The organism is Tenacibaculum singaporense (assembly GCF_003867015.1).
Classification (GTDB): Bacteria; Bacteroidota; Bacteroidia; order Flavobacteriales; family Flavobacteriaceae; genus Polaribacter; species Polaribacter singaporensis.
Genome location: NZ_CP032548.1, coordinates 2,387,122 through 2,402,191, shown reverse-complemented (window position 1 = coordinate 2,402,191; position 15,070 = coordinate 2,387,122). Strand labels below are relative to the sequence as shown.

13 protein-coding genes are annotated in these 15,070 nt (G+C 31.9%); 3 read left to right on the top strand and 10 right to left on the bottom strand.

Annotated elements, in window-relative coordinates; translation table 11 throughout:
* Nucleotides 1–17: 17 nt before the first annotated feature.
* Genes D6T69_RS10675 through D6T69_RS10665 form a run of 3 tightly spaced genes read right to left on the bottom strand, consistent with a single transcriptional unit; the run spans nucleotide 18 to nucleotide 2,111 of the window.
* Complete coding sequence (locus tag D6T69_RS10675; RefSeq protein WP_125067719.1) at nucleotides 18–572, bottom strand: RsmD family RNA methyltransferase; 555 nt, start codon at nucleotides 570–572, stop codon at nucleotides 18–20.
* Nucleotides 572–1,402, bottom strand: a complete 831-nt coding sequence (locus D6T69_RS10670) for a DUF3822 family protein (protein ID WP_240628300.1) — start codon at nucleotides 1,400–1,402, stop codon at nucleotides 572–574. Before D6T69_RS10670 ends, D6T69_RS10675 begins: the two co-directional genes overlap by 1 nt.
* Nucleotides 1,377–2,111: a hypothetical protein gene (locus tag D6T69_RS10665; protein ID WP_125067718.1), complete on the bottom strand. Its 735-nt coding sequence runs from the start codon at nucleotides 2,109–2,111 to the stop codon at nucleotides 1,377–1,379. Before D6T69_RS10665 ends, D6T69_RS10670 begins: the two co-directional genes overlap by 26 nt.
* A 102-nt stretch (nucleotides 2,112–2,213) precedes the next feature.
* On the opposite strand from D6T69_RS10665, the gene D6T69_RS10660 reads away from it, so the two are divergent.
* Complete coding sequence (locus D6T69_RS10660; protein WP_125067717.1) at nucleotides 2,214–3,641, top strand: ATP-dependent DNA helicase; 1,428 nt, start codon at nucleotides 2,214–2,216, stop codon at nucleotides 3,639–3,641.
* Nucleotides 3,642–3,768: 127 nt separating this feature from the next.
* Nucleotides 3,769–6,267, top strand: a complete 2,499-nt coding sequence (locus tag D6T69_RS10655; RefSeq protein ID WP_125067716.1) for a PIG-L family deacetylase — start codon at nucleotides 3,769–3,771, stop codon at nucleotides 6,265–6,267.
* Nucleotides 6,268–6,322: 55 nt separating this feature from the next.
* On the opposite strand, the gene D6T69_RS10650 is transcribed toward D6T69_RS10655, so the two are convergent.
* The 6 genes from D6T69_RS10650 to D6T69_RS10625 form a co-directional block, all read right to left on the bottom strand.
* Complete coding sequence (locus tag D6T69_RS10650) at nucleotides 6,323–7,933, bottom strand: class I SAM-dependent methyltransferase (protein ID WP_125067715.1); 1,611 nt, start codon at nucleotides 7,931–7,933, stop codon at nucleotides 6,323–6,325.
* Nucleotides 7,934–8,012: 79 nt separating this feature from the next.
* Nucleotides 8,013–8,630: a hypothetical protein gene (locus tag D6T69_RS10645; RefSeq protein ID WP_125067714.1), complete on the bottom strand. Its 618-nt coding sequence runs from the start codon at nucleotides 8,628–8,630 to the stop codon at nucleotides 8,013–8,015.
* Nucleotides 8,631–8,648: 18 nt separating this feature from the next.
* A complete protein-coding gene (locus tag D6T69_RS10640) occupies nucleotides 8,649–9,197 on the bottom strand; it encodes an NUDIX hydrolase (RefSeq protein ID WP_125067713.1) in 549 nt (182 codons plus the stop codon).
* A 57-nt stretch (nucleotides 9,198–9,254) separates the two neighbouring features.
* Nucleotides 9,255–10,343, bottom strand: a complete 1,089-nt coding sequence (locus D6T69_RS10635) for a M42 family metallopeptidase (protein ID WP_125067712.1) — start codon at nucleotides 10,341–10,343, stop codon at nucleotides 9,255–9,257.
* A gap of 25 nt (nucleotides 10,344–10,368) precedes the next feature.
* Nucleotides 10,369–11,205 carry a lysophospholipid acyltransferase family protein gene (locus D6T69_RS10630; RefSeq protein ID WP_047789545.1) on the bottom strand — a complete coding sequence of 279 codons (837 nt, stop codon included), beginning with the start codon at nucleotides 11,203–11,205 and terminating at the stop codon, nucleotides 10,369–10,371.
* Between the two features lie 60 nt (nucleotides 11,206–11,265).
* A complete protein-coding gene (locus D6T69_RS10625; protein ID WP_073182874.1) occupies nucleotides 11,266–11,892 on the bottom strand; it encodes an NUDIX hydrolase in 627 nt (208 codons plus the stop codon).
* A 103-nt stretch (nucleotides 11,893–11,995) separates the two neighbouring features.
* On the opposite strand from D6T69_RS10625, the gene D6T69_RS10620 reads away from it, so the two are divergent.
* A complete protein-coding gene (locus tag D6T69_RS10620) occupies nucleotides 11,996–12,289 on the top strand; it encodes a hypothetical protein (protein WP_125067711.1) in 294 nt (97 codons plus the stop codon).
* A gap of 71 nt (nucleotides 12,290–12,360) precedes the next feature.
* On the opposite strand, the gene D6T69_RS16100 is transcribed toward D6T69_RS10620, so the two are convergent.
* Entirely contained in the window at nucleotides 12,361–14,931 is a 2,571-nt protein-coding gene (locus tag D6T69_RS16100) for an endonuclease (protein WP_240628299.1), read from the bottom strand.
* Nucleotides 14,932–15,070: the final 139 nt, after the last annotated feature.

Below are 15,070 nucleotides of genomic sequence, written 5' to 3'. Positions count from 1 at the left end.
TGAGTGCGTAGATTGAATTATTCTTCATCACTTTCCGTAATTTCAAAAAAGCTAAAAACATTACCTCCGTAACGTTTCTCATAGCTATAAAAAGGATGTTGAGATAAGTCTGTATGTTTAGAATGCTCAATTATTAAAAGACCATCTTCATTTAATAAATCACGATCAAAAACAATATCAGCTATTTTTAAAAACTGACTTTCCTCAAAGTCATACGGAGGATCAGCAAAAATAACATCTGTTTTAAGAGGTGTTTTTTCTAAAAATTTATATACATCACTTTTATAACTGTTAATAGACATGTTTAAATCTTTAGCTGTCTGATTAATGAATTTTATACAAGCATAATGAGCATCAACAGCATAAATGGTTTCAGTACCTCGAGAAGCAAATTCGTAACTTATATTTCCTGTTCCAGCAAATAAATCTAGTACTGAAATGTTTTCAAAGTAATAGAAGTTATTTAAAATATTAAATAAAGACTCCTTTGCCATATCGGTTGTAGGACGCACAGGTAGGTTTTTAGGAGCTGCAATTCTTTTACTTTTATATTTTCCAGAAATAATTCGCATTAGGCTATAAGTATAAAATTAGAATGATTCGAAAAGTCTTCACTATCAGTAAAAAAACTATTTATAGGGTTCATAAAGTGAATATTTCGAATGTACGTGTAAGTAATAGAGTATATATCAGATTCTTTCTCAATATCACCGATAAATGTCAATTGGAAGGAATTTGGATCCATTTGTAATTGTTCAGCAGTGAAAAGAACATAATATATAAAATCTTCTTTTGTATTATATGAAAATGAGTTATAAAATAATAGCTTTCCTTCCTTACAAACAACAATATCTAAATGAGAAGGGGAAACATGTACAAAAAATTGCTCCTCAGAATCATTTTCAGAGTAATTGAGTAGTTTATCAATTAAAACTGTTGAATGATGTTTGTATTCAAATTCTCCAAAGTTTTGAAAAAGATAGTTGTTAATGTTTACATAAGGTATGTAAACTGTATTAGCAGCTATTATAGTATGTAAATCGTAAGTTATAAAGTCTGTTTTTAATGTTTTTACATCATACTTTAAATAAGGAGCTAAGTTGTTTCTATCAAAAAGCTTGTTAGGAACTAACGTAGCCAAATTGTTTTGGTGGATAGCAAAAACGGATGTAAAATCTTGTTGTAAGTCTTTGTCAGTATCAAAAACACGGATGATTTTATCTAGTAATAGTTCTGGAGAAGCGATAGAACTAGAGAATGTATACTCAGTAAAAAGAAGAATTTCTTTTGTTTCTGAGTTTGATATACAAAAAGAAAATCCATCCAAACTAAATTGGATGGATAGACTTTTATGCTGCGCAAAAGCGCTATTTTTTTTACTCTTTTTTTGCAATTGCTTCACCTTTATCGTAATAAGGAGGCCAGTTACCACCTACAGTTACTTCAGTTAAAGAACCAACAGAAACAAATTCACCTTTAATTTGATCTGTTTCAATAGCTTCTAATTCTTGTTTTATTAAAGAAGGATTCATTCCTTTTAAGATAGGCTTCTTAGAAACTTTAGCTTCAAAAACAGGAACTTCTAAACCAGCAACTTTTTCAACTCTACCTGTAGCTAATTCAAATTGTTCTTCTGTACCAGGAACATCAAACATAGTAGCGTACTCTTTACCTTCAAAATATTTTAAAACAGGCTCGTATCCTACAGTATCAACAACTTTAACAGATATATCTTTAGTAATACCACCACCTAATTCAATTGTTTTTTCAACGTTTTTAGTTTCAGTAATAGCTAATTGACCGTTTTTAATAAAGGTAAGTAAAGTATCTTTATTGTCAGTATATGTTCCGTAAACTTCTTTATATTTTACTTCAGCGTCTCGAATCAACTTTAAATTCTTAATAACTTTAGCATAACGTACTCTCTTGTCTTTGTTAAAATTGATAGGCTCCATAACACCATTATAAATTTTATATACTAAAAAGACAGTTGCTCCTAATAATAATATAGAGACTAACCATCTCATTTTTAGAGGAACAAACTTAACAACAAGTAATGCTAAAAGAACTGCAACTACAACAGCTGCTAAAATCATTAATAATAAACTCATTTTTTTAATTTTTAATGTATGATATTCGCAAATCTACAATTTTTTTTCAATGATGAAAATAATTATTTATAAATAGACTTATCTTTGAATATTATTTGAAATATGATACAAACTGCTTCGAAATTTTATAAAGAAATACTACAAAAGTTCCCATACACTCCTACAGAAAAACAAAATGAGTTGTTAGATGTCTTAACAGACTTTATTTTTTCAGATGATAATCGTGCTTTATTTTTACTAAAAGGGTATGCGGGAACAGGAAAAACAACGATAATAAGTACTGTTGTACATAATTTATGGAAAATAGGACAAAAAGCAGTTTTATTAGCACCTACAGGACGTGCAGCAAAAGTAATTTCAGGATATTCTAACCGACAGGCATTTACGATTCATAAAAAAATATACTTTCCTAAAAAGCAAAGTAGTGGAGCTGTAAATTTTGTAATGCAACCTAATAAGCATACTGATACTCTTTTCATTGTAGATGAAGCTTCTATGATTTCTGATGAAAAGCAAAACGCAAAACTATTTGAAAATGGCTCTTTATTGGATGATTTAATCTCATATGTATACTCTGGAAAAAATTGTAAAATTATTTTTATTGGAGATACGGCACAGTTACCACCCGTAAAATTAACTATGAGTCCAGCTTTAGAAGCAGACAAGCTTTCGTTTGAATTTAATAAAGAAGTTACCGAAATTGAGTTAGACGAAGTGGTTAGACAAGAAGAAGGGTCAGGAATTTTAGCTAATGCAACCGATTTACGCTTATTAATTCAGAACGATTCAATACATTTTCAGTTTGATTTAAATTATCCCGACATTATTCGTCTACAAGATGGCTATGATATTCAAGATGCTATAACAATGGCTTATGATGGAGATATAGGCGTGGAAGATACCGCTATTATTGTACGTTCAAATAAGAGAGCTAATCAATACAATCAACAGATTAGAACTAAAATTCGTGGACAAGAAAACGAAATTTCTACGGGAGATTACGTGATGGTGGTGAAAAATAACTACTACTGGTTAAAAGATTCTTCTTCCGCAGGATTTATTGCGAATGGTGATATTTGTGAAGTAATGCGTATCAATTCAATTAAAGAGCTTTATGGATTTAAGTTTGCAGAAGTGGAAGTTCGTATGATTGATTATCCTGATATGAAACCTTTTGAAACAGTGTTGTTGCTAGATACACTTACAAGTGAAAGTCCGTCATTAACGTATGAAGAATCTAACCGATTATATGAAGCTGTAAAGGAGGATTTTGCACATGAAAAATCGAAATACAAGCAATTTATGGGAGTAAAGAAGAATAAGTATTTCAACGCACTTCAGGTAAAATTCTCGTACGCAATGACCTGTCATAAATCTCAAGGAGGACAATGGAAAACTGTTTTTATAGAGCAACCATACTTACCAGATGGGGCTTCGGTTGAATATTTACGTTGGTTATATACAGCTGTTACCCGTGCACAAGAAAAATTGTATTTAATAGGGTTTAAAGACGAGTATTTTTTAGATTAGAAAAATACTTGTTTTTTTTTCTCTGGAGAAACAGTTATTGTCTACAATGGAAATGTTAGCATTTTGTTAATGTACTTCATACTTTGGTTAAAAAAGTTACATTTGTGTAGTATTCAAACTATTAAAAATGCACAAAAAAGTACTTTTATTACTATCTTTTTTATTGATTTCACTAACAATAAGCGCACAAAAACCACAAAAACTTACTTCAAATCAGATTTACGAGAAAGTTCAAAAATTAAACTTTTTAGGCTCTGCATTATACATCGCTGCGCATCCAGATGATGAAAATACTCGTTTGATAGCATATTTATCTAATCATGAAAAGGTAAGGACAGGATATTTATCGTTAACACGCGGAGATGGAGGACAAAATTTAATAGGTCCTGAAATGCGAGAACTATTAGGAGTTATTCGTACTCAAGAGCTGTTAGCTGCAAGAGGAGTAGATGGAGGAGAACAACGTTTTTCTAGAGCTAATGATTTTGGGTATTCAAAGCATCCAGATGAAACGTTGAAAATTTGGGATAAAGATAAAGTATTAGCCGATGTAGTTTGGGCAATTCGTACTTTCAAACCCGATGTAATCATTAATCGTTTTAATCATAGAACTCCAGGAACAACACATGGCCACCATACTTCATCAGCGATGTTAAGTGTGGAAGCTTTTGATTTGGCTAATGATAAAACAAAATACCCAGAACAATTACAATATACCAATACATGGAAACCAAACAGGCTATTTTTTAATACCTCTTGGTGGTTTTATGGTAGTCAGGAAAAATTTGCAAAAGCAGACAAAAGTAAAATGTTAAGCTTTGATATAGGAACGTACTATCCTTTAAAAGGATTATCTAATAATGAATTAGCAGCAATAGCAAGCAGTCAACATTTATGCCAAGGATTTGGTAGATTAACTACTAGAGGGACTCAAACAGAATATGTAGAGTTTTTAAAAGGAGATTTTCCTAAAGACAAAAAAGATATTTTTTCAGGAATCAATACTACATGGAATAGAGTAGTAGGTGGGGGAGAAATAGGAGATATTTTATATGATGTTGAGCAAAATTTTGATTTTGTAAACCCGTCTAAACACCTTCCAGATTTGTTAAAAGCATATCAAAAAGTTCAAAAGTTAAAAGATGAGCACTGGAAGAAAATTAAAACTAAAGAATTAAAAGAAATTATAGAAGCTTGTGCTGGATTGTATTTAGAAGCCTCGGCAGTAAATTCAAGTGCAACACCAAACAGTACGATTGATGTAAATTTTGAAGTTTTGAACAGAAGTGGAATTTCAATGGAGCTATCTTCCATAAAAATACTTCCAGAGAATAAAAAAATAACAAAAGACATAGATTTAGCAAATAATGCGAAAAAAACGTTTATAGAAACTATTTCTATACCTGAAATATCGTATTCATCACCTTATTGGTTGCAGAAGCCTTGGAGTTTGGGAATGTACACAGTAGAAGATCAGCAATTGAGAGGAAAGCCAGAAACACCAAGACCAATTAAAGTACAATTTGATTTAATGATTGAAAATGTATCAATTTCTTTTGTAAAACCAGTGGTACATCGATATTCAAAAAGAGATAAAGGAGAAATTTATGAGCCTTTTGAAGTGTTACCGAAAGTAACAACAAAGCTATTGAATAAGGTACTTGTTTTTTCTTCAGAAAAATCTCAAAAAGTAACTGTAGAAGTACGTTCAGGTGCAAAAAACACAAGCGGAACAATTGCTTTAAAAGCACCAAAAGGTTGGAAAGTTATTCCAAACGAAGCAAAATTTTCTATCGCTCAAAAGGGAGATATTCAATTGATTGACTTTATGATTACTCCAACACAAAATGAATCTGAAGGAGTTTTAAAAGCTATAGCAAAAGTTGAAGGCAAAAATTATGATAAAGAATTAATAGAAATCAATTACAATCACATCCCTAAACAGTCAGTATTATTACCATCACAAGCTAAAGTTGTACGTATGAATATTAAAAAGAACGGTACAAGAATAGGGTATATACAAGGTTCTGGAGATGCTATTCCAGAAAGTTTACAACAAATTGGCTACGAGGTAACAGAATTGAATGTAAATGAGATTAATGGCAATTTAGAGCAATTTGATGCAGTTGTTGTTGGTATTAGAGCATATAACACTATAAAAGAGTTACAGTTTAAGCAAAAGTATTTGTTAGAGTATGTAAAAAAAGGAGGAAATGTAATTGTACAATATAATACCAATAGGAGGGTAGATGTAAAGGCTCCATATAGTTTACAATTATCTCGTGATAGAGTTACGGATGAAAATGCAAACGTAACATTCTTAGCTAAAGAACATTCTATTTTAAATTATCCGAATAAAATCACGGAAGCTGATTTTGATGGTTGGGTACAAGAACGCGGACTATATTTTCCAAACAAATGGAGTAAAGAATACACTCCGATATTATCTATGCATGATAAAGGAGAATCAGCTAAAAAAGGAAGTTTGTTAGTTGCTAAATACGGTAAAGGAAACTATATATATACAGGATTAAGCTTCTTTAGAGAGCTTCCAGCAGGAGTTTCTGGAGCTTATAAGTTGTTTGCGAATTTATTATCGGTAAAAGAAAATACCGTGGAGAAATAGAAAAGTGAAAAGAGTTATATAAATTATAGAAAAGCGAGGTTTAAACCTCGCTTTTTTACTTAAAAAGATTTATAGAAACCGTTGCTAATTCCGAGTTTGGAAATTTTCTAAACGTATTTTTATCGTAAGTTAACCCAATAGCTTCCATAGCATTCATGTATTCATCAAGCTCAATAATATATTGATCAGAATATCCATGTGTAGCATCGTAGGCAGTAGCCGCTGTTTTTCCTAAATTTTTAGAAACCAACTCAGGTTTTGATGTGTGTAATTCAATTAGTAATAAGCCAAATTTACTGATAAACGGTTTCCACTTGGTGAAATGTTGTTTTAAAGACTCTACCACTAAGTTGTTATTCAAACGTTTTCCTCTATATGCATAAGCTCCTGTAGAGTTTGTAGTAATCATATTGTCGGTAGGAGCAGGCTCTTGCCAAATTCTGTTATGATCTAAAAAGGTACGAACGTTTAATAAATCAGAAAGATTAATACCATATTTATCTTGTAAATCTTCCGAGAGAGCTTTCGGGTTTCCAATATCTCCCCAAATTACTTTCGCCCAAATATCTGCTTGTACTAAGTTTTTTCGAGTGATTTTTAATGCAGCTTCGTTATAATCGACACCAATAAGTAATAGAGGGTAATCCTCTAACATAGTACCTCTTTTGGTTTGGTTTTCAATCACATTAAATAAATGTTTTAAAAACGCGCCATTACCACAGCCAACATCTAAAATACCTTTAGGTTGCTCGTTAATAGGTTTATTAAATAGGTTAATAATAATCTCATCGATTACTTTAAAATAGGTTGAATGCGCACCACCGCTTCCCCAAACATTCATTTCTCTATCTACATGAATTTCGTCATTACCTATGTCAGAAGTTCTAAAAATGTCTGGGTCTCCAAATATAAGTTTGTCTAATTTTCTAAGAGTAGGGATGTAGGAAACTGTAACTCCGTAAGCACTTGCTCTTCGAGCAAAAAACAAGCCTTCATCAGAAAATTCATAAGAGTCTTTAGTTTTGGAGAACCAACCTAAATTGGTTAATAAATCAAGTAATCGACCAAAATTTTCAGCATCTTTATGAAATTCATCGGCACTAAATTTAGTTTGCATAAAATATTTATGAAACATACCACTCATGCCTAATAAAACAGTTGTCGGACAGACGATAATACCTTCGATATGTGTTAGAATCTGAGCTACAATTTCTTTTTCTTCAGAAGTTGATGGAGTTTTAATTCCGAAGTTGTTTGTAAAGTTTTTATAAAGCTTTTCAAGCTTTTCAAAAGGTTCAATTTCAAATTTTCGAGCGCTATAATTTTCTGAAAATTTCAACAATAAAAAAGCTTCTTTATATAAATGAAAATAAGAAAAAGCTATAGCTGAAGCTTCATTGATTTCGAACTGAACAGTGTTATGTGTATTATCTACATGTTGTGTTAACCAGCCTTGAGAACACAATGTTCTTAAAGCCACATTTAAATAACCGTCATTAGCGTTAAACTCGGAAGTAATTTCATTTAAACTAACAGATTTCTTCTTTAATAAGTAGTTAGTAATTCCTTTTTCATGTAAAGTGTAAGCTGCTGGACAAGTAACAATTCCGTCTAAGTGACGAAACAACCTACTCCTTAACGCAGATTTTTCTTGTTTTGTTAACATATAGAGAGATTATTTGTCTTAAATATAGCTATTTAAGTTTAAAAGTACTCCATCTGATTTTAGGTTTTTAATAGTTGTTTTAATAAGTGAACGTAAAAAATGTAATGTAAATAGAATCAGAATTTGTAGATTCTTTCTTCTGCTCAAGACAGTTTCCTTTGTTGTCTTTAGAGAGACATTCAACTTTGATTGTACTTACAAGATTACTGTCTTTATCCGTAACAACTATTTTGGTGAGTTCACTATTAGTATATTGATATTGATGTGTGTAAAATGTTGAAAAATTATCTACTATTTTATCAATCAACCCGTTTTTGGTGTAATGTGCAAAAACTTCATTTTGCTTATACTGTTTTTGAGTATAACAGCTAATGCGTTCTCGTTGTTTTGGTTTCCAACGTGTTTTACAATAATAAGGAAGCTTGTTAGGATAAGAACGTTTTTCAAACCAAAGACGTTTTTCGGTTTTTTCTATAAAATTACCAAGGCTATCAAGAGTTTTGGATGTTTTTACTCGTCCATTTTTAGTAAAGTTTAAGGTTTTAGTATAAAGTAATTTTTTTTGATTGTTTTCTATTACATATGTTTTTTCAATAATTCTCGTAATTTCCCCAGAGAAACCATGTTTTTTTAAATATTGTTTAGAAGCACAAGACTGAAGTAGATAAATAAGAAAACAGAATAGTAACTTTTTCATTTTTAATGAAATTAGGTACTATAATATACTAAGTTTTTTTAGAATTTGACTATGCACAAAAGAATAATAGTCTTGATATTGATGAAGTAATAAGTTTTCGTAGTTTTTAGTATGCAGTATTGTTTCTAAGCTAAATAGCTTTAAGTCTGCTACTTCCTCTTCTTGAAGTTTTAATTCTTGGACAGGAACTGTTAATTCAGCAATAAACACATGATGAAATTCATTATCAATAATTCCATTCGAGTGATTTACCATGTGTTTTCGAGTACCTATTTTATGTAAGTTTTTAGGAAGAATATCAAAACCTATTTCTTCTTTAACTTCTCTAATAGCAGCAATTTTAATGTTTTCACCGGCAGCTATGTGACCTGCAACTGAAATATCCCATAAACCAGGAAATACTTTTTTGGTGAGTGCTCTTTTTTGAAGAAGTATTTGTTTATTAGAAGTGTACAACCAAACATGGATAGTAGGGTGAAAGTAGCCATGTTTATGAGCCTCAGATTTTAAACAAGTTTTTCCTGTATAGTTTCCATTTTCATCGACAATATCTATAAGTTCATCCATAAAAAGCTGGTAAAAAAAACGTCATTACTTATTTGTAATGACGTTTGATTATCTATATTATTTGAAATAAGAGAAATTTTCTCCGTCTTCAATTTTTAATAAACTTTCGTAAATCATTTTAATTACGTTCTCAACATCTTCACGGTGTACCATTTCAACGGTAGTGTGCATATAACGTAATGGTAAAGAGATTAAAGCAGAAGCAACTCCACCATTGCTGTATGCAAATGCATCGGTGTCAGTTCCTGTAGCTCTTGATAGGGCAGAGCGTTGGAAAGGAATTTTGTTAGCTTCGGCAGTATCAATAATTAAATCTCTTAATTTTTGTTGTACAGCAGGAGCATAAGCTACTACAGGACCTTTACCTAACTCTAAATGACCTTCTTTTTTCTTGTCGATCATAGGAGTTGTAGTATCGTGTGTTACGTCGGTAACAATAGCTACGTTAGGTTTTATGGTTTCAGTAATCATTTGTGCACCACGTAAACCAATTTCTTCTTGAACTGAGTTTGTAATGTATAATCCGAAAGGTAATTTTTTCTTGTTTTCGTGTAACAAACGAGCAACTTCAGCAATCATAAACCCACCCATACGGTTGTCTAAAGCACGACACACAAATTTGTTCTCGTTTAAAATATGGAATTCGTCTGGATAGGTAATAACACAACCAACATGTACACCTAATTTTTCAACCTCTTCTCTAGTGCTACAACCACAATCAATAAAAATATTATCTGGTTTTGGGGCTTCTTCTTTGGCTTTATTACGTGTATGAATTGCTGGCCATCCGAAAACACCTTTAACAATACCATTTTTAGTATGAATGTTTACAATTTTACTAGGAGCTATTTGATGATCACTCCCTCCATTACGAATTACATAAATTAATCCGTCATCAGAAATATAGTTTACATACCAAGAAATTTCATCAGCATGCCCTTCAATAACCACTTTATATTTAGCATCAGGATTTATAACTCCTACAGCAGAACCATAAGTATCTGTAATGAACTCATCAACATAAGGTTTTAAATAGTCCATCCATATTTTTTGCCCTTCCCACTCGTATCCAGTAGGAGCAGCATTATTTAAATATTTTTCTAAGAAGTCTATCGACTTTTTATTTAAAATAGATTTATCAGCCATAACTTAAACGTTAATTTTAATGTTATTAATCTTTCTTTTCTTTTTCTTTAGGTTTATCAGCTCCCCAAAAACGTCTTTTTTCAATAAACTCTTCTTGTTCTTGAAGTTGTTTAGGTGTTAACACCTTTAAAAAAGATGGATGTTGCTCTATTGCATATTCAATTTTTTCAACAATGCTAGCCACATCTTCATTTTCATAATCAATTTCTAAAGGCTCTTTAATAACCATAGATTGTAGTACATTACGTTTTTTTATCATCAACCCTTTTTTATCAAAAGAACGTCTAAATCCGTCAATTACTATAGGAACTACAATAGGTTTATAGGTTTTGATAATATGAGCGGTACCACGACGAATAGGTTTAAAAGGGGTAGTTGTACCTTGTGGAAAGGTAATTACCCAACCATCATCTAATGCTTTACCTATATTAGAAATGTCAGACATTTTTACTTGTCTGTTTACATCTTTTCCTGCGCTTCTCCAAGTTCTTTCAACAGAAACAGAACCTACATAAGCAAAAATTTTAGGAAGTAAACCAGAACGCATGGTTTCACCTGCAGCAACATAATAAATGTTTAGTTTAGGTTTCCATAAATACCCTACGTTTCTAATATTGTCATCTCTACCTTTTAAGGCCGCGTTAAATACATGAAACATAGCTGCTACATCGGCAAAATACGTTTGGTGATTGGAGATAAATAGTACTTTTTGGTCGGGGAGACTTCTTAAAACATCCATTCCCTCTATTTGCAGGTCATTAAACTTACGGTAGCGTCCGTGAGAAATAACTCCGAGAACTTGTATTAAAAATCTTTTAATGAACAATATATGTCCAAAAGGATTCCTTTTAAATAAAGGCATTTTTATAATCAGGTTTTATTAGTGTAAATGCTAAATTACAAAAGAAAACCATAAAAAAAACTATTTAAATAAATCTTTAATTTCTGAAAGCATCATGGCAGTTGCACCCCATACAATGTAATCGTTTAATTTAAAGCATGGTACCTCAATATTTTTCATGTATGAGGTTTCCATTTCTACTGAAGTTAAGTTTGAATCGTCTAATAAATCAGCTAATAAAACTTCAATAATTTCAGCAACTTCTTCGTTTGGTGTGAAATGAGGTGTTTTTTCTGAAACACCTATAAAAGGAGCAACTAAAAAATTACTAGGAGGAATATATGCGTCTGAAGTTTGTCGTATTATTTCAATAGATTTATAGTGTACACCAACTTCTTCATAAGTTTCCCGTAAAGCAGTTGTTTGTAGGTTACTATCCTCTTTGTCAAATTTTCCACCAGGAAAGCTAATTTGAGATGAATGTGCTCCATTATAACTCGCTCTTTCAGTAAGTAAAAAGCGTGTTTGGTTATCATTGTCAGGGTAAAATAATGCTAAAACAGCTGCTTTTCTTGGATTTTTACTTAGTATTAATTCTTCTGAAAACCGTGTTCTTAACTTTGGAGCTAACTTAAATTGAGAAGTTAAACCACCCAGTTGCTTTTGCTGTAATCTTTCTATTTGATTGATAAAATCAGAAAAAGTCATTCGTTTTTAGTATTTTAGAACAAACTTATCAATTTACAAGATAAAAGTTATAAGTTTTGGCTTGAATTTTGATTTGTTGAGTGTAGAATTAATTTAATATTAAATGAATAAAGAAAAAAAGTACCAAAAACTAGCATTAAGTTTATTGTTTGACGCTATAGGGTATGTATCTTATTTAATACCTGGGTTTGGAGAGTTGTCAGATATTGTTTGGGCACCAGCATCAGCGTATATAATGACAAAAATGTATAAAGGAAATAAAGGTAAAGTAGCAGGAGCCATTGCTTTTATTGAAGAAGCGATGCCTGGGTTAGATGTTGTGCCAACATTTACTCTTATGTGGCTATATACTTATGTTTTTTCTTCGAAAGAGTCAAAAACTACGATCGAAGTTTAGTCTTTTAAATCGTATAAAAAATAAAGAGCTTCCAATTTTGGAAGCTCTTTTTAGTATTCTATAACTATAAACTATTTCTTGATGATTTTTTTTGTAAATGATTTTTGACCGTCGTTTACTTCAAGAATATAGATTCCGTTATGTAGGTTTGAAACATCAAGATTATTATGAGTAACTTTTCCTGTTAAAACTTGTTGTCCTGTTAAGGTTGTAACTTTAAAAGTAGCATTTCTGTCATCAGCTAATTTAATTTTTACGAAGTCTACACTAGGGTTTGGTGAAACACTAGCATCAAAAATAGAAGCTTCATTTCCCAACTTTCCATCAATAGTGATGTTGTTGTATCCTAAACCTTTAGAACTACTACCTATGTTAACAGTATAATCTTCAACTTCACCATAAGAAAATGTTTCACAAGCTGATGGAGCTGCATTCCATTTCATTGATACACGCATTCTTGTAGTACCTGCTAAAGCAGAGGTAGGAACAGAAAAGTTATAGGATAAATTGCCAGAGCTAGATGAAGAACCACTAACAACTTCTTCAGAAGATTCAAAAGTTCCATTTTTATTAAAATCAATCCAAACTTTCCAGTATTCTGTGTATGAAGAACTAGCAAATCCAGCGCTTACTACAATAGTATTACTTCCGTAAGGTAAGTTTCCAGTTAAAGAAGTAAAGTCAGTATATCCACCGTTGGCACTAGTAGCGTTTGAAATTCCACCAATAACAACATTGTCAATCCATTCATAATTTACATTATTCCCTTTAGTACTACAATAAGAAATTGTGTTTGCTAGAGTTGTTACGTTTACCGTATTACTTGAAGAAGAAATATTGTTTGCAGCATCTTTGGCTTTTACAGAAAAAGTATAGCTTGTAGAGGCTGTTAATCCACTTACAGAATAACTTGTAGTAGTAACAGTGGCTATTTTTGAACTTCCTTGATATATGTCATATCCTGTAACACCAATATTGTCAGTTGAAGCAGTCCAGCTTAAATTAACAGAAGTTTGTGTAATATTTGAAGCAGCAACATTAGTTGGCGCAGATGGAGCAGTTGTGTCTGGTGTAGAAGTTCCACCATCAATGTTGTGGTTTCCCAAGCCGCTAAATGTATCTTTCGTTAAAATATCCCATTCAGAAGTTGTATATGCACTGTTAGGAGATGTAACAGAAGATTTTCTTTGCATTGTTTTGTCTTGTGCAAAAGTTGAAGAGCTATTAGGATCTCCAATCAAATCGATAAGAGTACTTCCTTTGAATAAACCAACAGCATCGTTTCCGTTAAAAGAAATTACACCAGTATCTGTTCTGTCAGCTTTATTTAATATCGTACTAGAAGCACTGCTATTAGCTATGACATACACATCACCATTTGTTAATTGACCACTTAAAGTTAATGTATTGGTCCATCCACCACCATTGGCAGCTTTCTTTAATGAATACCCTGATAAGTTTACACTGGCTCCAGTGAAATTAGCAATTTCAATAGCTTTATTATTTGAAGAACCTTCTACATATTCAGAAATTAATAAATCCGTAGCTGTTCCATTTCCTCCACCTGAACCTGTGTTAGTTGTAACAGAAACAGAATTACTAGAAGTAGATTGATTACCTGCAGCATCTTTAGCTTTTACAGAAAAAGTATAATTAGTTGCTGCTGTTAAGCCTGTAACGTTGTATGAAGTTGTTGTTACGGTAGCGATTTTCGTAGCTCCATTGTACACATCGTATCCAGTTACACTAACATTATCAGTAGAAGCAGACCAAGTTAAGTCAACTGTTGTTTCTGTAATGTTTGAAGCAGTTAAGTTAGATGGAGCAGTAGGAGCTTGGGTATCAGATCCACTACCGCCTCCAAATAAATCTTCAGCTTGTGGTCCACCCCAAATTTTAGTAGCAAATGCAGGATTGTCAATAAATGGATTACGATTTCCTTGAATTCCTTCTAAAATAGGGTTACGTTGCTTTTCAAAATCTGATACTGGATCGTCTACATTCCATTGAATAAATAAAGCAAGCATATTAGCATCTGAAGCCATAGTTGATCCTGTTCCTACACCAGTTGGTAAACATTGGTTTCCATAGCGTAAATACATGTACATCATCATACGTGCAACATCACCTTTCCATTCATCTCCAGGATACCAACCACCTGAAACACTACCTGCATTACCAGAACCATCAGCAAACTTTTTACTACTTCTTTGTGAGTTGAAAGAAATATCAGCAGCTCTTAAATGATGCGCATCTGCACCAGGACCAGAAGTACCTAAATTAGGATTTCCTAATGACTTAGGGTACACATGCTCTCTGTTCCATTGAGTACCTGCTGTACCACCATTAGCATCTTTATCTCTAGTTCTATCGGTTACATAATTACCGTCAGTATCACTATAACCATAAATTAATAAAACCTTACTAGAATCGTTAGGGTCTAAATCAGTTTGTTTAAGTGCATTCCACACACCAGGAGTGTACGATAAGTTTGTAGTGTGTGTATTGATAATTTTAGTAGCCAGCTCATTTTTTAATGCTGAACCAGACAAATTCAAATTTACATCATTGTAATATGAAGGGATTTGTGAAAAAACGGATAGCGAAGCTACCAAAAAGAAGAAGAGTAGTTTATGTTTCATAATATTTTTCTAAAATGTTAAAATTTTGTTAACTCGCTACAAATCAATAAAAAATATAATTTTTTAATGTTACCAAAAGGTTAATAATCAATTCTGTATCTTTTGTAGATAACTAGTTTATAGTTTTTCCTTTATTTTG